The following is an 18,276-nucleotide window of genomic DNA, read 5'->3' on the forward strand; positions in this document are numbered from 1 at the left end:
CGGCAGCTTCTACGGCCTTACAGCAGCTCAAAACTCCGCTCTTTCACATGCTGCGAATCCAGCCCGATCAGCACCCTGAACTCGCCGGATTCTGCCGCGTGCTTCAACTGTGCGTCGTAAAACTTTAGATCATGCTCGTTGAGGGTGAATTGGATGACTTTCTCTTCGCCGGGCTTGAGCATGACCTTTTGAAAGCCCTTCAACTCTTTGATGGGGCGACTGATGGAGGCGCTCACGTCCCGCACATAGAGCTGCACCACCGTTTCGCCCTCCCGCTGCCCGGTGTTTTTCACCACGACGCTGGCACCCAGGGTCTCGCTGCGCTCCAGGCGTTGGCTGGTCAAGGTCACGTCGGACAGACTGAATTGGGTATAGCTCAGACCGAAACCAAAGGGGTAAAGCGGGCCGTACGCTTCGTCGAAGTAGCGAGAGGTCACTGCGCGAGGATTATCCAGCAGGTGTGGCCGGCTGGTGTTCAAGTGGTTGTAGTAGGTCGGAATCTGGCCCACGGAGCGCGGGAATGAAACTGGCAGTTTGCCGGAAGGATTGTAGTCGCCGAACAGCACATCGGCGATTGCGTTGCCGCCTTCGGTGCCGCTGTACCAGGTTTCCAGCACCGCATCGGCAGCGTCCTGTTCCTTGCCAATGGAAAGCGGACGGCCGTTCATCAGGACCAGCACCATGGGTTTGCCGGTGGCCTTCAGCGCTTTGATCAGTTCGGACTGATAGCCCGGCAATCCCAGGCTGGCACGACTCGCCCCTTCATACGACATGCCGCGGGATTCTCCGACCACTGCGATAACGATGTCGGCCTGCTCAGCGACCTTGACCGCCTCCTCGATCATTTGTTTTGCCGGGCGTGGATCGACCTCGACATCGGACGGGTTGGCGCCAGGCTGGTTCAGGTAGTTGAGGACCGATTGGTCATCCGTGATATCGGCGCCCCGGGCGTAAAGCAATCGATTTGGGTCACCCAGCGCATTGGCAATGCCGTCATAGACCGATACCGCCTGCACCGGTGAGCCGATGGAACTCCAGGTACCGAGGATATCGAGACGGCTTTTCGCCAGGGCCCCGACGATGGCCACCACGCCGTCCTTCTTGAGCGGCAGTACATTGTCCCGGTTCTTCAACAAGACCAGACTCTTGCGCGCGACTTCACGGGCCTGCGCCCGGTGCAGGCGGTCCTCGGCATGGTTATCTGGCGGATCTTCAGGGGCGGCGCCAATTCGCAGGTAGGGATTTGCGAAAAGCCCCAGGTCGTATTTGGCGCCCAGCACGGCTCGCACGGCGTCGTCGATTTCCTTCTGCGAGACCTCTCCTGATTTCAACAGACCCGGCAGCTCCTTGCGATAAAGCGTGTCGGTCATGCTCATGTTGACCCCGGCCTTGATCGCCCGCAGGGCAGCCTCACGGCCATCGCGCGCCACACCGTGGGTCACCAGTTCGTTGACCGCATCGAAATCGCTGATGGTCAGGCCTTTGAAATCCCACTGTTTGCGCAACAGATCGTGGATCAACCAGGTATTGGAGGTGGCGGGCGTGCCATTGATGGCGACGTAGGTCAGCATCATGGCGCCCACGCCAGCGTTTACCGCAGAACGGTAAGGTGGCAGGTAGTCCTGATACATCTTCGGCAGGCTCATATCGACCGAGTTGTAGTCGCGGCCGCCCTCCGCCGCACCGTACAAGGCAAAATGCTTGGCGCTGGCCATGACACTGTCCACCGCACCCAGTTTCGATCCTTGCAGCGCGTTGACCATCACCTGGGCATAACGCGAGGCCATATAGGTATCTTCGCCCAGACCTTCAGACATCCGTCCCCAGCGCGGGTCTCGGGTGATATCGACCATGGGCGAGAACACCATGTCCAGGCCATCGGCACTCGCCTCCTTCGCTGCGATGCGTGCGCTCAAGGCGACGGCGTCCACGTCCCAGGTGGAAGCCAGGCCGAGGCCGATCGGAAACAGCGTGCGATGACCGTGAATGACGTCGTAGGCAAAGAACAAAGGGATTTTCAAACGGCTGCGCAAGGCGGCGTCCTGAAACGCTCGCAGATCCGAACGGCCAGTCACATAGAAGAGGCCACCGACTTGCCCCTGGGTTGCCTCTTCAAGAAAGGTCTCTTGAGGCATTTGCTGGCCGATGCAGTTGAGTCTGAGCTGACCGATCTTTTCTTCAATGGTCATGCGCTGCAGGAGATCGGCGATGAACAAGGCTTTGTCATCCCCGGGAACGGAACCCGACTCGGCCCGCCCCGGCTGACAAAGCAGCAGAGTGACCAGGCCAATCACCGTTACCATTTTCACTTTTGTCCGTCCTCGGACCAACAATAAGGTGCTGAGCCCTAGACTCGGCCAAAGGAGGGGCTATGTCTACTGGTAGTTCTTGTAGCAGCTGGCGAAGCCTGCGTCCGGCTCGTGTAGCAGCTGCCGAGCCTGCGAGGCTGCGTTCGGCTGCGCAGCAGCCGTAAAATCATGCACTGCGGTATTTCCGACAAACCGTGTTAGCAGGATTTACGACTGCTTCGCAGCCGGACGCAGCCTTCGGCAGCTGCTACGGAGCAAGAGCGCCAACTGTTTATCCGATCGAGAAAAAACGAATCGATCAAAAAATTGAGTTTGATCCGGGCACAAGACAACTGTACAAAAACACAGTATTTTATTGAATCGCCACTCTCGTGCCCCGGAGAAAACCATGGCCTCTCTTGCGATGAAAGTCACCCTCGAACGTATTGCCCTGTTTCAATTCACCCCCGAACACTGTGCCCAGGCCCGCGATTTACTGGGCTGGAGCCTGGAGCGGCTGTCACAGGAGTCAGGGGTTTCAGTAGAAGCCATCCGGCTGTTTGAAGCCCATGGGGATTTGCTGGACGTCACCCGTTTGGCCCTGGCGTTTCGGCTTGAGGCCGAAGGCCTGGTGTTTTTCCCGGGCTTTGCGCCTGGCAGAGGGATGAACGTCAGAGGTGCAACGCCTGATCCGGTCGGGCGGGCTGATTACGCGATGATTGAGTGAGCAACGTTCCTTTGTTGACGATTATCCCCATTTAGGTATATTTCGCATGAGTACATGGAAGCCACTCTTGTGGTTTAGCAGCAGCAAAAAAAAGACCTCAAGCAAATGCCTGCAGACGTCCAGGACGTCATTGTATTTGCCCTTCACCTGGCACAAGACGGCGAGAAGCATCCGCAAGCTAAACCATTGAAAGGCTTTGGCGGCGCAGGTTTGCTTGAGGTAGTCGAAGACTTCGACACAAATACTTATCGAGCGGTTTATACCGTTCGATTTGGTAAGGCCATTTATGTACTTCATTGCTTCCAGAAGAAGTCGACCAAGGGCATCGAAACCGCACACTGCGATATAGATCTGATTAAGAAGAGACTTCGGGCGGCCCAAGATCATGCAACAGGATCAGAACATGATTGAAATCGAAGAAAGCACTGGCAATGTCTACGAAGACCTTGGGCATGCCGACGCCAATGAGATGCGGGTCAAGGCCCAACTTGCCGCGAAGATCGGTGAAATCATCAAGGCACGACATCTGACTCAGGTTCAAGCTTCAGAGATTCTCGGGCTGTCGCAACCGAAGCTCTCCGAGATGCTTCGAGGAAAGTTTCGCGGTATCAGCGAAGCTAAAATGATGGAATGCCTTTCCCGGCTTGGACGTGATGTGCAGATCATCGTCAAATCAGCCCCACGATCAAGGCGCGAAGGGCGGATTGAGGTCGTATTCACTTAAGCTCCCAGCTACCTCAGGCCGAGTGAACATGCTCCTGCTTGCCAGCGCTCTGGCGGCTATGCCTATCCAGATTCTCCAACACCTGCTCCACCAGTTCCTCAACCGAACAATCCGTTGAGTCCAGCCGCATCACCGGACAGGTCAGGGTTTTGATCCAGGTTTCATGTCGGCGCAGGCTGCGGTTGCCATGGCCACCCTCGTCGTAGCCGGCGGCCCAGGCGAGGAAGGTTTGGGTTTCGCCGAAGCGTTCTCCACCCTCGAAGACCTGTTCGCCGTAGCGCCGGAGTTCCCGGGCGCGCAGGCGTTGCAAGCGGATCTGTGGATCGAGGCGGACGAAGATGGCGTGGGTAAATGTGCAGGTTATCGGGTCGCCCCAGCCGCAGAGAGAACCGGAAGCACCCAGCTGTTCAGGCTTGTGACCTGTTCTTGCAGCAGTTGAATGCGTTCGTCGCGAGTGCGCCTGCTGCTGAAGGGCTTTTCGCTGGGGTGCCAGTAGAGGCTGGCCAACGGGTTACAGGTTGTTGACAACGACTTGCTCCGTCCCGCTTTCGACCTCCAGCCACCACGCCCATCCACGCTGGGGCTGTTGCAGGTTGAAGACTTCACCCATTTGCGGCGTGGCGATGGACACATTGCGCTCCCAGGCCAAGGCCAGGATGCGATCGAAGGGTTCGTGCCAGGCGTGCATCGACAGGTCGAAGGTGCCGTTGTGGATCGGTAGCAGCCAGCGGCCCTTGAGGTCGATATGTGCCTGCAGGGTTTGTTCGGGCTGCATATGGATGTGCGGCCAGTCGACGTTGTAGGCACCGGTTTCCATCAGGGTCAGGTCAAAGGGTCCGTACTGTTCGCCAATGCGCTTGAAACCATCGAAATAGCCGGTGTCACCACTGAAGAAGATCCGCGTGTCGCCGTCGATCATGACCCACGACGCCCATAACGTGCGGTTGCCATCGAACAGGCCGCGACCGGAAAAGTGTTGCGAAGGCGTAGCGATAAAGCGAATGCCGTCCACCTCGGTGTCCTGCCACCAATCCAGTTGGCGCACTTTGCCGGGCTCGATACCCCACTTGATCAGGGTATCGCCCACGCCCAGCGGCGTGAGGAAGTACCGGGTTTTGTCGGCCAGTTTGAGGATGGACTGATGGTCGAGATGATCATAGTGATCGTGAGACAGGATCACCGCCTCGATCGGTGGCAGCTGTTCGAGGCTGATGGGGGGCTGATGGAAGCGCCGCGGGCCGGCCCATTGCACTGGCGATGCGCGCTCGGCGAAGACCGGGTCGGTCAGCCAGAATTTATCGTGCAGTTTGAGCAGCACGGTGGAATGGCCGAGACGGAATACGCTGTGATTCGGCGCGGCGAAGAGCGCTTCGCGGGTCAGGGCTTGAACCGGGATATCCCCTGCCGGGCGGGTATTACGCGGTTTATGGAACAGCATGTTCCAGAATATCCGCAAGGTTTTGCGCACGCCTTCGCGCTGCACCGGCGCGTGGTTGCGGTAGTGACCTTGATCTTGCAAAGACGCTTCAAGGCCGACAGCGCGGTCGGCGCGGTCGGCGCGAGATAAGGGAGTGGCCATGATGGATGGGGCTCCAAGGAATACGACGAGGTTGTCGCGTTCCGTTGCTGGACGATAATTGGCCAATGCATGCACGCTTGGGCCGAGACTCTATTCTTACCGAGCAATTACACTGCACGGTGTAGTTTCTAGATTGCAACAAACTCGAGAGCAAGTAAACTGCAGAGTGTAAGTTTCCCTAGTTCCCGCCGAAGCCTATTTATGACAGCTCCACTGCGTCTCACCGACCGTAAACGCGACGCCATCATCCAGGCGGCCATTGTCGAATTCCGTGCCAACGGTTTCGATATCACCAGCATGGACAAGATTGCCGCTACGGCGGGGGTTTCGAAGCGCACGGTGTACAACCACTTCCCCAGCAAGGAAGAGCTGTTCGCCGAGATCCTGAACAAATTGTGGAACAGCATCTGCGCGGAACAGGAAACGCCGTACTACAACGACCAGCCGCTGCGCCCGCAACTCGAAGCAGTGCTGCGGGCCAAATTGCAGATGCTCTCGGACAATAATTTTCTCGACCTGGCTCGAGTGGCGATCGCCGCCACTATCCACTCTCCCGAGCGCGGCCAGGACATGGTCGCGCGGCTGGGCGAACGGGAAGAAGGTCTTACGGTGTGGATTCGTGCAGCCCAGGCAGATGGTCGGTTGAAAGCTGTCGACCCGGTTTTTGCCGCGCACCAGGTGCAAGGGCTGATCAAGGCGTTCGCCTTCTGGCCGCAGATTTCCATGGGCCAGCCCGGGTTGTCGACAGAGATGCAGACCTCGGTCGTCGAGTCGACCCTGGACATGTTCCTGAACTGCTATCAGCTGTAGGCCGAGGCTGCCGTCAGACCAGTTACCCTTTCCTGCTGGGCTTCTGCGCAGCTCTAGTGTCTGGAATAAATGACACTATTCCTGGCATTTCCCGTGCGCCACTAAAACACGACAATTTGTTTCTGAAGAAAATAGGTAAAGATGGAACCCGCACACTTCCATCAGCAAAAGCTACAAAGGTTATGGTCTATCGACCTTAACTCTGAAGGAGTTTTCTGGCCGTCCCAAAACAATATGCCAGACCATCACTTAGGCAAACGCTCAGCTGCGACAGGCAGATCGCCAAGATCGCAGCCTGCGGCAGCTCCTACGCCGATCCCATACACCCACAAATTATCGGGTGTATGCAAACCCCGTAGATACCGTCTTAACCCTCACCGGGCAAGCGCAAGTTTCGGGTCAAATGGTTGGCCCGATTTGATCACTCCAAAGATGATGTGCAGCAGCTTGCGCATCGCTGCACAGATGATCTGCTTGGGGGCCTTGCCGTTGGCTTTCAATCGCTCTTTGAGCGCGATAATCGCTTCGTTATGCTGCATCGCCACCAGACCTGGCATGTAGAGCCCGGTGCGGAGTCGCGCTGATCCGATTTTCGAGATAAAGGTGCGGCCCTTAAGCTGGCCAGACTCTTCCAGCTTTGGATTTAAGCCCGCCGCCGCCACCATTTGTCGAGGATTCGAATACTTTCGCAGGTCGCCCAGCTCGGCAAAAAGCATCTGCGCCGATTTGTCGGCAATGCCATCAATGGTCACCACCAAGTCGCGCATTTGGCGCATGTCCGGGTCGTCATCAATGTGTTTCTTCAGCGCCTTTTTGGTTTCGGCAATCTCTTTCTGGATGTGGTTGATGACGGAATTGATCGAAACCTTGACGCTGTCGTCGGACACGTCCAGACGATTACGTTCCATTTGCAGCATTTCCTGAAGGTCATTCAGGCGACGAACCATGGCCTTCACCTGTCGATACTTCAGTGGCTCCGGCGCCCACAGCGTTAGCTTTTCATGCTTTTCCTTGGCGAAATCGGCGATTAGCTTGGCGTCGGTCTTGTCTGTTTTGACCCGTTGCAAATCACTCCTGGCATGGGCTTTGGTCTGCGCAGGATTGACGACACAGACCCGATAGCCCTTGTTGTACAAGAACTCGGCCAGCGCTTCGTGGTAGATGCCGGTGGCTTCCATCACGATTAAGGCTGAAGGCTCGACGTGCTTCTGCAGCCAGGCGTGGAACTCCTCGAACCCCTTGATTGCATTGGGCAATTTTGCTTTGGTTTTATGTTTGCCGTTAGGCAGGTATTTGGCGATGTCAAAGGTGTGTTTAGCGGCGTCGACGCCAACATAATCGGACATGATCGTCTCCCAATTGAATCAATTGTGATCATCACTGCACTCTGTCCAACCTTGCGAATGCGGGCTCTCGCCAGAGACGGGCCCAAGATACCGTTCGAACTATATGAGTGAGTGTGGAGGGTTGGAGCACGATCTACGTCGCAGGCTCTAGGCCTAAGGAGCTGCACGGCTTCCAAATCCCTCCCTCGATGATCAGTCGAGAACTATCGCTCCTGGCGGAGCGATAGTCGAGATACAAGGAGCTGCCGCAGGCTGCGATCTTTTGGCGGCCCCCCTGACTGGCTTGCCTGCGAACACCGAAGTCCGGGAGCGTGGGCGCTCGACCGGGTATGCGGCCTGTCACACCAGGGTGTGCAGGGTTGAGCGGGACTATCGATTCGAGAAGTAGTCGCACCTGTGGCGAGGGAGCAAGCTCCCTCGCCACAGTTAATCGTCCGAGCATAGATTTCTGTTAACTGACTGGCCTAAGGGCAAGCCCTCTACCTCGAATCACCCCACCACCGGCTGCACCAGACTGCGCTGCGCCGAAATCTCCGGCACGTCCTCGCGACGCATGTAGACCCGCAGCGGTTCGGTGATGTTGATGCGATCGTCGATATTCTGGTCTAGCAGCAGCTGAATCAGCTCGCGCTTGAGGGTCATGGTTTGATGGATCGCCGGCTGCCAGACAAATTCGCTGCAGGGGATGATCGCGTCATCCGCGACGTCCATGCCGAAGGAGTCTTCGCTGAAACGAACGATATGCCGGCCGGCCTTGCGATTGAAACCGACGAAACCCCTGAGTTGGTCGGCGGCCTGGCAGATAAGCTCGGAAGTGATGCGCATGCTAAACCTCACGGTAGGTCCCGAAGGACAAGTGATCGATGGTTCGCACGCGAGGCAGGAGCAGCATTTTCTTCAGGTTTCCCTCTGACGGGGAAACTGTTGGGCCAAAGAATACTGCAAAGAACCGCACAAAAGCGCTGAAAAAATGCCTCAGACACCGGTTGATGTCGGTTTGGCGATAGCACTGGTAGCGCTCAGTTGTTAAAACTGGTCCTTTGAAATCGCTCTCCACGAAAGGACCTCGACTATGCCTGCCACTTTCCGCAAAAGCGCCCTGCTGCTGAGCCTGATGCTCGGCCTTGGCCAGGCACAGGCCAGCAGCCAGCCAAGCCCCACCGCCCTGGCCACCGCGACGGGCATCCCGCACCCGGCGGTCATTGCCCACCGCGGCGCATCCTTCGATGCACCGGAATCCACCGCGGCCGCTTACAAACTGGCACGCGACCTGGGTGCCGACTACCTGGAACTGGACCTGCAACGCAGCAAGGATGGCGTACTGTTCGCCCTGCATGACGACAACCTGCAACGCACCACCGACGTCGCGAGTAAATTCCCCGAGCGCAAAGACAGTCCCGCCAATCAATTCACCCTGGCCGAACTGAAAACCCTGGATGCCGGCAGTTGGTTCAACAGCGCCTACCCGGACCGCGCGCGTCCGTCCTATGTCGGTTTGAAAATTCTGACCCTCGACGAAATCATCGATATCGCCCAGGGCAACCCGCTGCACAAGCCCGGGCTGTATATCGAAACCAAGGAGCCGAAGCAGTTTCCGGGCCTGGAGCGCGACCTCAAGGATAAATTGCAGGACCGTGGCTGGCTCAGCCCGATCGGCTCGAAACTGGCGAAAGGTGCTATTGCGGTCGGCCAGGGCAAAGGCAAGGTCGTGCTGCAAACCTTCGACAAGAGCAGCCTGGAGCTGTTGCAAAAAGAGATGCCGCAGGTCCCGAAAATCCTCCTGCTGTGGATCGGTGAAGGCAATATCGAACCGAAATCCAGCGTCACTTTCGCCGACAGCGGGGAAAAGGATAAGGCCACCTTCTACGCCAGACAGGAACCCAAGGACAACGCCGAATTCGAGAAGTGGGTCGACTACGCCAAGGCTCAAGGCGCCATTGGCACCGGACCTTCGGCAGCCCTGACCGCCGGTGGCGATCAAAGCTATTCGGACCTGGTGCAGCCGTGGATGAATACCTTCACTCACGACAAAGGCCTGTTGGTGCATGCCTACACCATCGACGAGCCCGTGGATTACCAGAAAGTGATGGATGCCGGCGTCGATGGCATCTTCACCAACCGCACCGCCGAGCTGCTCAAGTACTTCAAGCGCCCGGCGCCAGCCAGTGTCGCGCAGTTGCTTGAGGCCAACGGCTATTAAACGCCCGGTTTAAATTAAGGGTGAATTAAGTTCAGCGGGCTAATCTGATCCCACTTAAACAGTTCATCCCAAGGAAAGAATCCCATGAAAACGTTGACTGCCCTGTTCGCCGCTGCCGCCTTGACCCTGACTGCCGGCCTGGCCCAGGCCGACGTTCGTCCCGACCAGATTCCGGGCTTGCTCAAGGCCGGCACCATCATGGACCTGGAAAAACTCAACCAGGCCGCCCTCGCCCAGCACCCAGGCACAACGGCGGCCAACATCACCGACACCGAGCTTGAGCTAAAAGGTGCTGACTACATCTACCAGGTGGAAATCCGCGACGCCAAAGGCGTCAAGTGGGACGTGGACCTGAACGCCAAGACCGGTCAGGTACTGAGCAACAAACAAGACAAGTAACTGCATCACGGCAAAAGCCGCGCGGCCTTCGGGTCGCGCGGCTTTTTTCATGCGCTCAGGCGCCCGGTCACTTCATTCAACTGCCCCGCCAACCCGTGCAAATTCCGGCTCGCCGCTTCAGTGCGCTGCACGTTGTTCAGGTTGGTACTGGCGATGGTGGTGATTTCGGTGAGGTTGCGTGAAATGTCTTCAGCCACCGAAGTCTGCTCTTCGGCGGCCGTAGCGATTTGCCGGTTCATGTCGCGTATCGCTTCCACCGCAGTGGTGATCCGCTCTAGCATCGCGCCGGCCTGAGTCACTTGTTCGACGCTTTCTTCACTGCGTGACTGGCCGCTGTCGATGGCTTGGGCCGCATCCACTGCACCCTTCTGCACCGTTTGAATGATCTGATTGATCTCGATGATCGACGCCGCCGTGCGCTGAGCCAGGCTGCGAACCTCATCGGCGACCACGGCAAATCCGCGTCCGGCCTCGCCGGCGCGGGCCGCTTCGATGGCGGCGTTGAGCGCCAGCAGGTTGGTCTGTTCGGCAATGGCGCGAATCACTTCCAGCACCTTGCCGATCCGCCCGCTGTCGGTCTCCAGCTGACGGATGACGGTAGCGGTACTGGCGATTTCGCCACGCATCCGGGTGATGGTGTGAATGGTCCCCTGCATGACTTTTTCACCCTGCTGAGCTGAGTGATCGGCATCATCGGCAGCCCGTGCCGCATCCGCGGCATGCCGGGCGACTTCCTGCGCCGTGGCGGACATCTCGTTCATCGCCGTGGCCACTTGATCGGTGCGGTTGAATTGCTCGTTGGTGCCCTGGGTCATCTGGCTGGCAATCGAATTCAGCTCGCCACTGGCGCTGTCCAGATCCGTGGCGCTGCGCTGCAAGCCGCTGAAGGTTTGCGCGAGAAAATCCCGCAAGGTATTGGCGGCAACAGCCAGCTTGCCCAATTCATCCTGACGATCGCTGGCGACGCGTTCGTCGAAGCGGCCCTGGCTGAGCTGGGCGACGTATTCGATCAGTTTACGGATTGGCTCGACCAGATTGCGGTTGACCAGCCACAGGCTGAGCAGGCCGATCAACAGGCCCGAAGCCAGCATCACCACGATCCCCAGCAGTACGGTGCGATCAGCATCGGCACTGATCCGGGTCGATTGCTCGGCACCCTGCTTGCGCAGTTCGTTGACCAGCTCACTCATTTGCTCGCTGACGGCGCGGTCCACGCCTTTGACCGCGCTATCGCCGGCAGCGGCGTCGGCTCCGGCGGCCAGATAGGCCTCACGGCCCTTCTGATAGGCCGTGCCCAAAACGCGGTGCTCTTCGCGCAGCCGCTCGATACGAGTCTTAAGTTGCGCATCAATTCCCGGGGCGCTGTCCAGTTGGCCGAGAATGCCTTGTACATCGCGCTGGCGATCTTCGAATTGCTTCCAGTACTTGTTCAAGTCTTCCGGCCGCTTGCCGCGCAGCAAGACATTTTTCCATTCCTGAACCTGAACCTTGAATTGCAGGTTGGCTTCATCGATCAGTTGCGAAGTATGCAGCGGGCCATCGATCAGATTGCGATAGTTCTGAACACCGCTGGAAAGAAAATGAAAGCACCCCAGCGCAATCAGCAGCATTGCAAACAGGCTACCGCTCAGCAGTGCCAGGATTTGAGTTCTCAGGGATTTGTGCACAAACATCGAGTGGGATCTCATGACAGGGATAAAGCAGGCCAACAAGAGGCATGCATGACGTCCCGACATCCCTGTCAGAAACACCAAGCCTTTGGCCAACGGCGCGAAAGACTACCTGAGCTTGATCGGCGCACCGCTCACATTCTTTAATGGCTCCGACCACTGGTCATGGCGCTCTTACCGATGTCACCAAGCTGTCATAAAAACGTCAAACAGCCTTGTCATGATGCGGTTCAAGCGAACCTGTGAAACCTGTGACAGACGCGTCCCGCCAGCGAGACTCCATGAACCACAGCATCGGCCAAAGCCATCGTGACACTGATCTGTTCGGTCTGCTCTACGGGTGGCGATGCAGCGACAGGGTGCTGGCCATGCCGGTCAGGCTGGTGTTTTGCAGCGCGATACGGGCACGGGCCAGGGCTTCGGCGCGATCGAACGCTCGGCGGTCAGCCTCGCCGATGTGGCGCAAGAACCCTACATCCTGCTGACGGTCGACGAGGCCGAACAAAGTGCGATGCGTTACTGGGAACACGCCGGCCAACAACCCAAGGTGCGGGTATGCACCAGTTCAGTGGAGGCGGTGCGCAGCATGGTCGCCAATGGCAGCGGCGTAGCGATCCTCTCCGACCTGGTGCATCGTCCCTGGTCGCTGGAAGGCAAACGCATCGAGACCCTCACCGTGACCGACCCGGTGACGCCCATGAGCGTCGGCCTGGCCTGGCACCGCGAACACGCCTTCACCCCGGCGATGCAAGCGTTCCGTGATTACTTCCATGATGCGTTCCTCGCGCCGCAGCAGCATTCGGTGCGGCGCTGAACGCGTTGGCTCAGATCATCCGACCCAGCAGCAGTCGCTCGCGCAGCACGTCATACGCCCAGTGGTAGACGTAGGTGTACGGCAGGAAAAACAGCAGCACGCCGAGGTCCAGAATCAATGCCTGCAACAGGCTGATGTTCAACCACCAGGCTATCAGCGGCACACTGACCGCCACCAGGCCACCCTCGAACAACAGCGCGTGCAGCACGCGGGTCCAGCTGCTCTGAATCATGCCGAGGCGCTTGAGCAAGCGGTCGAACAGGCCGTTGAACACTACGTTCCAGCCCAGGGCGATCAGGCCGATGGCGATAGTCGCGATCCCCATGTCGACCACGGGTTTGCCCATCAGCCAGGCGAGCAGCGGAGTACACAACAGGACCGCGAGCAGCTCGAAACCGATGGCCTGGAAAATACGTTCGGTGATGGATTTGTTGGTGTTCATGGCTGGGCTCCCTAAGTGACGGTGGTTGCCATCATCACCTTAGAGACCGATACTTAATAATCAATAACCATCGATCAAGGCGATAGTTCATGGCCTCTCACGAAGTGTTACTGGCCTTTGTCCAAGCCGCGACCCAAGGCTCGTTTTCCGCGGCTGCACGCAAGCTGGGCAGGAGCCAGTCGACCATTAGTGCCGCCGTTGCCAGCCTGGAAATCGACCTGGATGTGGTGCTGTTCGATCGCAGCAGCCGCAAGCCGACACTGACCCCGGCCGGGCACGTCATGCTGCAGCGCGCCGAAGACATCCTGGACGCTACCAGTCGTCTGGAAATGGCCGCCAGTCAGCTGTCTCAAGGTTTCGAACCGAAGCTGACCGTGGCCATTTCCGACACCTACCAGTCCGACCGTTTCGAGGCGAGCTTGAGCGCCTTCGAGCAGCGTTACCCAGACCTCGAACTGGAATGCCTGATTGCCGAATGCGCCGACCTGATCGCCCTGGTTCAGAGTGGCCGGGCGCAGATTGCTTTCGCCGAGATGCAGCCGAACTACCCGGCGGACCTCGCCAGTTCGACGGTGGACGAACGCACGGAAATTGCCTTATTTGTGTCTCGTGACCATCCGTTGGCAGCACTGGGCAAGGTCGACAAGGACAGCCTGCAACAGCACCGCGAGTTGCGCCTGGCGACCATCGTCAACCCTTATGAAAGCCGCGCCCAGGGCCGGGTCTGGTCGGCGCCGAGCTACCTGATGCTGCTGGAAATGGCCCAGCGCGGGTTCGGCTGGGCACCCTTGCCGCGCTGGCTGGTGGGCCGTTTTGGTGCCGGTTCGCTGCAGGAACTCAAGGTGCGCGGCTGGCCGCGACCGGTTTCGGTCGATGCCCTCTGGTCACGCCTGCATCCCCCGGGGCCGGCGGGAAGCTGGCTGCTGGGAAAAATGCTGGAGTGAGCGCGCGTAGGAGCTGCCGAAGGCTGCGATCTTTTCGGCGGGCAATGCGTTACCCGGACGGGCGCCAGGATCAAAAGATCGCAGCCTGCGGCAGCTCCTACAACGCATCGGCGAACCGACGGGCAAGCGCGGTCGGCGTAGGAGCTGGCGTAGCCTGCGATCTTTTCGGCGGGCAATGCGTTGCCCGGATGGACCTCAGGATCAAAAGATCGCAGCCTGCGGCAGCTCCTACAAGGCATCGGCGAACCGACGGGCAAGCGCGGTCGGCGTAGGAGCTGGCGTAGCCTGCGATCTTTTCGGCGGGCAATGCGTTGCCCGGACGGGCGCCAGGATCAAAAGATCGCAGCCTGCGGCAGCTCCTACAAGGCATCGGCGAACCGACGGGCAAGCGCGGTCGGCGTAGGAGCTGGCGCAGCCTGCGATCTTTTCGGCGGGCAATGCGTTGCCCGGACGGACGCCAGGATCAAAAGATCGCAGCCTGCGGCAGCTCCTACAAGGCATCGGCGAACCGACGGGCAAGCGCGGTCGGCGTAGGAGCTGGCGTAGCCTGCGATCTTTTCGGCGGGCAATGCGTTACCCGGACGGGCGCCAGGATCAAAAGATCGCAGCCTGCGGCAGCTCCTACAAGGCATCGGCGAGCCGACGGGCAAGCGCGGTCGGCGTAGGAGCTGGCGTAGCCTGCGATCTTTTCGGCGGGCAATGCGTTGCCCGGATGGACCTCAGGATCAAAAGATCGCAGCCTGCGGCAGCTCCTACAAGGCATCGGCGAACCGACGGGCAAGCGCGGTCGGCGTAGGAGCTGGCGTAGCCTGCGATCTTTTCGGCGGGCAATGCGTTGCCCGGACGGACGTCAGGATCAAAAGATCGCAGCCTGCGGCAGCTCCTACAAGGCATCGGCGAACCGATGGGCAAGCGCGGTCGGCGTAGGAGCTGCCGAAGGCTGCGATCTTTTCGGCGGGCAATGTGTTGCCCGGACGGGCGCCAGGATCAAAAGATCGCAGCCTGCGGCAGCTCCTACAAGGCATCGGCGAGCCGACGGGCAAGCGCGGTCGGCGTAGGAGCTGGCGCAGCCTGCGATCTTTTCGGCGGGCAATGCGTTACCCGGGCGGACCTCAGGATCAAAAGATCGCAGCCTGCGGCAGCTCCTACAAGGCATCGGCGAGCCGACGGGCAGCGCGGTCGGCGTAGGAGCTGGCATAGCCTGCGATCTTTTCGGCGGGCAATGCGTTGCCCGGATGGACCTCAGGATCAAAAGATCGCAGCCTGCGGCAGCTCCTACAAGGCATCGGCGAACCGACGGGCAAGCGCGGTCGGCGTAGGAGCTGGCGTAGCCTGCGATCTTTTCGGCGGGCAATGCGTTGCCCGGATGGACCTCAGGATCAAAAGATCGCAGCCTGCGGCAGCTCCTACAAGGCATCGGCGAACCGACGGGCAACCGCGGTCGGCGTAGGAGCTGGCGTAGCCTGCGATCTTTTCGGCGGGCAATGCGTTGCCCGGACGGACGCCAGGATCAAAAGATCGCAGCCTGCGGCAGCTCCTACAAGGCATCGGCGAACCGACGGGCAAGCGCGGTCGGCGTAGGAGCTGGCGTAGCCTGCGATCTTTTCGGCGGGCAATGCGTTACCCGGACGGGCGCCAGGATCAAAAGATCGCAGCCTGCGGCAGCTCCTACAGGGGATCGGCGAACCGACGGGCAAGCGCGGTCGGCGTAGGAGCTGGCGTAGCCTGCGATCTTTTCGGCGGGCAATGCGTTGCCCGGACGGGCGCCAGGATCAAAAGATCGCAGCCTGCGGCAGCTCCTACAAGGCATCGGCGAACCGACGGGCAAGCGCGGTCGGCGTAGGAGCTGGCGTAGCCTGCGATCTTTTCGGCGGGCAATGCGTTGCCCGGACGGGCGCCAGGATCAAAAGATCGCAGCCTGCGGCAGCTCCTACAAGGCATCGGCGAGCCGACGGGCAGCGCGGTCGGCGTAGGAGCTGGCGTAGCCTGCGATCTTTTCGGCGGGCAATGCGTTGCCCGGATGGACGTCAGGATCAAAAGATCGCAGCCTGCGGCAGCTCCTACAAGGCATCGGCGAACCGACGGGCAAGCGCGGTCGGCGTAGGAGCTGGCGTAGCCTGCGATCTTTTCGGCGGGCAATGCGTTGCCCGGACGGGCGCCAGGATCAAAAGATCGCAGCCTGCGGCAGCGCCTACAAGGCATCGGCGAGCCGACGGGCAAGCGCGGTCGGCGTAGGAGCTGGCATAGCCTGCGATCTTTTCGGCGGGCAATGCGTTGCCCGGACGGGCGCCAGGATCAAAAGATCGCAGCCTGCGGCAGCTCCTACAAGGCATCGGCGAACCGACGGGCAAGCGCGGTCGGCGTAGGAGCTGGCGTAGCCTGCGATCTTTTCGGCGGGCAATGCGTTGCCCGGATGGACCTCAGGATCAAAAGATCGCAGCCTGCGGCAGCTCCTACAAGGCATCGGCGAACCGACGGGCAAGCGCGGTCGGCGTAGGAGCTGGCGTAGCCTGCGATCTTTTCGGCGGGCAATGCGTTGCCCGGACGGACGTCAGGATCAAAAGATCGCAGCTTGCGGCAGCTCCTACAGCTCTTCAAGCCGCCGCTCGATAAACCGCCGTTCAGGCAATTGTCGAGTCAGTTCCAGGGCACGCTGATAGGACGCCTTCGCCTGTTCGACCCGTCCCAACTGCCGGCAAAATTCCGCCCGAGCCGAATGCGCCAGGTGGTACTCGAGCAACTCGCCGCGCGCCAGGATGCCCTCGATCAATTCCAGCCCCGCCAACGGGCCATCGCGCCGGGCCAGGGCCGCCGCGCGATTCAATTCGATCACCGGCGAAGGCAGCGCCCGCAGCAGCACGTCATACAGGCCGACAATCTGTGCCCAGTCGGTCTCCCCCGCAGTCGGCGCTTCGGCATGCACCGCGGCAATCGCCGCTTGCAGACAGTAGGGGCCAAAGCGCCGGGTGCCCAGCGCCTTCTCCACCAGCCCACAACCCTCGGCGATCTGTTCGGTATTCCACAGTGAGCGGTCCTGTTCATCCAGCACAATCAGTTCACCCGCCGCCGAGGTCCGTGCCAGGCGGCGCGACTCATGCAGCAGCATCAGCGCCAGCAAGCCCATCACCTCCGGTTCCGGCAGCAGCTCCATCAACAATCGAGCAAGGCGTATGGCCTCTGCAGTCAAGTCTTCGCGGGTCAACTGCGCGCCCATCGACGCCGAATACCCTTCGTTGAACACCAGGTAAATCACCCGCAAAACACTGTCCAGACGCTCCGGCAATTCGGCCAGGGACGGCACTTGGTAAGGGATCTTCGCGTCGCGAATTTTCGCCTTGGCGCGCACGATGCGTTGGGCGATGGTGGCCGGAGTCGTGAGAAAAGCCCGGGCGATTTCCTCGGTGGTCAGGTCGCAGATTTCCCGAAGCGTCAACGGCACCTGGGCATCTGCTGCCAGGGCCGGGTGACAACAGGTGAAGATCAAACGCAGGCGATCGTCTTCCACGTCGTCCTCGCTCCAACCGGCCTCTTCAAGCTCTTCCAGCTGGTGGACCAGGGCGGCCCGGGAGGCACTGAAACGCGCCCGCCGACGCAGCGCATCAATGGCCTTGAAGCGCCCGGTCGACACCAGCCAGGTGCGTGGATTATTCGGCACACCGTCACGCTGCCAGCGCTCGACCGCGACGAAGAAGGCTTCGTGTAATGCCTCTTCGGCGAGGTCGAAATCACCGAGCAGGCGAATCAGGGTCGCCAGGATCCGTCGCGACTCAGTGCGATAGACCGTCTCGACCAGAGCCTTGACCGACCCGTTCGCGTCGCCCGCCATCAGTCGGGCATGCCTTCGGTGACCAGTGTCTCCAGCCGATCCAGACTTTGCCCCCAGCCCTCATGAAAGCCCATCGTCTCATGGGCCTGACGATCCTCTTCAGTCCAGTGCATGGCGCGCGCGGTGTAGAGGGTCTTGCCGTCGATATCGTCGAAGGTTACTTCGGCGGTCATGAAAGGTTTTGCGGATGGAGTCCAACCCGGTTTAAAGGCGTCGGTGAAAACAATCCGCCGTGGCGCGACGATCTCCAGGAAGACGCCCTGGGTCGGATACTCGCTGCCGTCCGGCGCGCGCATCAAGGTCCGGAACAGGCCGCCGACCCACAATTGCATCTCACACTCCGGCGTCGTCATCCCATGGGGTCCCCACCACTGCGCCAGCAACTCTGGTTCGGTCCAGGCGCGGAATACCTTGCGGCGCGGTGCATCAATCAAACGGCTGATGGACAACTCGAATTCTGCGGGCTGCGGTGGAGCCAGTGGAGCGTTCATCGGGGATCTCCTGCTG

At 59.8% G+C, this 18,276-nt stretch carries 16 protein-coding genes and 3 pseudogenes; 9 read left to right on the top strand and 10 right to left on the bottom strand.

All coding sequences use genetic code 11. The features are described from left to right. Positions 1-17 precede the first annotated feature (17 nt). A complete protein-coding gene (gene bglX, locus AC3IUA_RS24270) occupies positions 18-2,309 on the bottom strand; it encodes a beta-glucosidase BglX (RefSeq protein WP_489357401.1) in 2,292 nt (763 codons plus the stop codon). A 388-nt stretch (positions 2,310-2,697) separates the two neighbouring features. Here bglX and AC3IUA_RS24275 point away from each other — a divergent pair, with 388 nt between their 5' ends. From AC3IUA_RS24275 to AC3IUA_RS24285, 3 genes are all read left to right on the top strand, one after another. Then, entirely contained in the window at positions 2,698-3,015 is a 318-nt protein-coding gene (locus AC3IUA_RS24275; protein WP_489357402.1) for an XRE family transcriptional regulator, read from the top strand. 105 nt (positions 3,016-3,120) lie between these two features. Next, entirely contained in the window at positions 3,121-3,426 is a 306-nt protein-coding gene (locus AC3IUA_RS24280; protein WP_489357403.1) for a type II toxin-antitoxin system RelE/ParE family toxin, read from the top strand. Next, a complete protein-coding gene (locus tag AC3IUA_RS24285) occupies positions 3,419-3,739 on the top strand; it encodes a helix-turn-helix domain-containing protein (RefSeq protein WP_489357404.1) in 321 nt (106 codons plus the stop codon). Before AC3IUA_RS24280 ends, AC3IUA_RS24285 begins: the two co-directional genes overlap by 8 nt. A 13-nt stretch (positions 3,740-3,752) precedes the next feature. Here AC3IUA_RS24285 and AC3IUA_RS24290 read toward each other — a convergent pair whose 3' ends face one another. Both AC3IUA_RS24290 and AC3IUA_RS24295 read right to left on the bottom strand, forming a co-directional pair. Further along, positions 3,753-4,049: a P-loop NTPase family protein gene (locus tag AC3IUA_RS24290; RefSeq protein ID WP_489357405.1), complete on the bottom strand. Its 297-nt coding sequence runs from the start codon at positions 4,047-4,049 to the stop codon at positions 3,753-3,755. A 201-nt stretch (positions 4,050-4,250) separates the two neighbouring features. Then, positions 4,251-5,318 (bottom strand): MBL fold metallo-hydrolase, encoded by a 1,068-nt coding sequence (locus AC3IUA_RS24295; RefSeq protein WP_489357406.1) that lies wholly within the window; start codon positions 5,316-5,318, stop codon positions 4,251-4,253. Positions 5,319-5,519: 201 nt separating this feature from the next. Here AC3IUA_RS24295 and AC3IUA_RS24300 point away from each other — a divergent pair, with 201 nt between their 5' ends. After that, on the top strand, positions 5,520-6,128 hold the full coding sequence (locus AC3IUA_RS24300) for a TetR/AcrR family transcriptional regulator (protein ID WP_489357407.1): 609 nt from the start codon (positions 5,520-5,522) through the stop codon (positions 6,126-6,128). A gap of 374 nt (positions 6,129-6,502) precedes the next feature. Here the strand turns inward: AC3IUA_RS24300 and AC3IUA_RS24305 are convergent, their stop codons facing one another. Next, the gene (locus tag AC3IUA_RS24305; protein WP_489355766.1) at positions 6,503-7,474 is read right to left on the bottom strand and encodes an IS110 family RNA-guided transposase; all 972 of its coding nucleotides are present in this window, start codon (positions 7,472-7,474) and stop codon (positions 6,503-6,505) included. 292 nt (positions 7,475-7,766) lie between these two features. Between AC3IUA_RS24305 and AC3IUA_RS24310 the strand changes: the two are divergent. Then, positions 7,767-7,862: pseudogene (locus AC3IUA_RS24310) on the top strand (antibiotic biosynthesis monooxygenase); the annotation flags it as partial. A gap of 101 nt (positions 7,863-7,963) precedes the next feature. Here AC3IUA_RS24310 and AC3IUA_RS24315 read toward each other — a convergent pair. Next, a complete protein-coding gene (locus AC3IUA_RS24315; protein WP_489357408.1) occupies positions 7,964-8,299 on the bottom strand; it encodes a DUF2025 family protein in 336 nt (111 codons plus the stop codon). 247 nt (positions 8,300-8,546) lie between these two features. Between AC3IUA_RS24315 and AC3IUA_RS24320 the strand changes: the two genes are divergently transcribed. Beyond that, entirely contained in the window at positions 8,547-9,674 is a 1,128-nt protein-coding gene (locus AC3IUA_RS24320) for a glycerophosphodiester phosphodiesterase (RefSeq protein ID WP_489357409.1), read from the top strand. 84 nt (positions 9,675-9,758) lie between these two features. Beyond that, positions 9,759-10,073 (top strand): PepSY domain-containing protein, encoded by a 315-nt coding sequence (locus AC3IUA_RS24325; RefSeq protein ID WP_489357410.1) that lies wholly within the window; start codon positions 9,759-9,761, stop codon positions 10,071-10,073. Between the two features lie 47 nt (positions 10,074-10,120). On the opposite strand, the gene AC3IUA_RS24330 is transcribed toward AC3IUA_RS24325, so the two are convergent. Beyond that, positions 10,121-10,888, bottom strand: coding sequence for a methyl-accepting chemotaxis protein (locus AC3IUA_RS24330; RefSeq protein ID WP_489362454.1), 768 nt, complete (start codon positions 10,886-10,888; stop codon positions 10,121-10,123). A gap of 165 nt (positions 10,889-11,053) precedes the next feature. Then, positions 11,054-11,809 (bottom strand): annotated as a pseudogene (locus AC3IUA_RS24335) (methyl-accepting chemotaxis protein); the annotation flags it as partial. Between the two features lie 364 nt (positions 11,810-12,173). On the opposite strand from AC3IUA_RS24335, the pseudogene AC3IUA_RS24340 reads away from it, so the two are divergent. Next, positions 12,174-12,557 (top strand): annotated as a pseudogene (locus tag AC3IUA_RS24340) (LysR substrate-binding domain-containing protein); the annotation flags it as partial. Between the two features lie 10 nt (positions 12,558-12,567). On the opposite strand, the gene AC3IUA_RS24345 reads toward AC3IUA_RS24340, so the two are convergent. Continuing rightward, entirely contained in the window at positions 12,568-12,999 is a 432-nt protein-coding gene (locus AC3IUA_RS24345; RefSeq protein ID WP_489357411.1) for a multidrug/biocide efflux PACE transporter, read from the bottom strand. A gap of 89 nt (positions 13,000-13,088) precedes the next feature. On the opposite strand from AC3IUA_RS24345, the gene AC3IUA_RS24350 reads away from it, so the two are divergent. Beyond that, a complete protein-coding gene (locus AC3IUA_RS24350) occupies positions 13,089-13,943 on the top strand; it encodes a LysR family transcriptional regulator (RefSeq protein ID WP_489357412.1) in 855 nt (284 codons plus the stop codon). A 2,584-nt stretch (positions 13,944-16,527) separates the two neighbouring features. Here the strand turns inward: AC3IUA_RS24350 and AC3IUA_RS24355 are convergent. After that, the gene (locus AC3IUA_RS24355) at positions 16,528-17,769 is read right to left on the bottom strand and encodes an RNA polymerase sigma factor (RefSeq protein WP_489357413.1); all 1,242 of its coding nucleotides are present in this window, start codon (positions 17,767-17,769) and stop codon (positions 16,528-16,530) included. Next, entirely contained in the window at positions 17,769-18,260 is a 492-nt protein-coding gene (locus AC3IUA_RS24360) for an SRPBCC family protein (protein ID WP_489357414.1), read from the bottom strand. Before AC3IUA_RS24360 ends, AC3IUA_RS24355 begins: the two co-directional genes overlap by 1 nt. Positions 18,261-18,276: the final 16 nt, after the last annotated feature.

The organism is Pseudomonas sp. KH_050 (genome assembly GCF_057838875.1).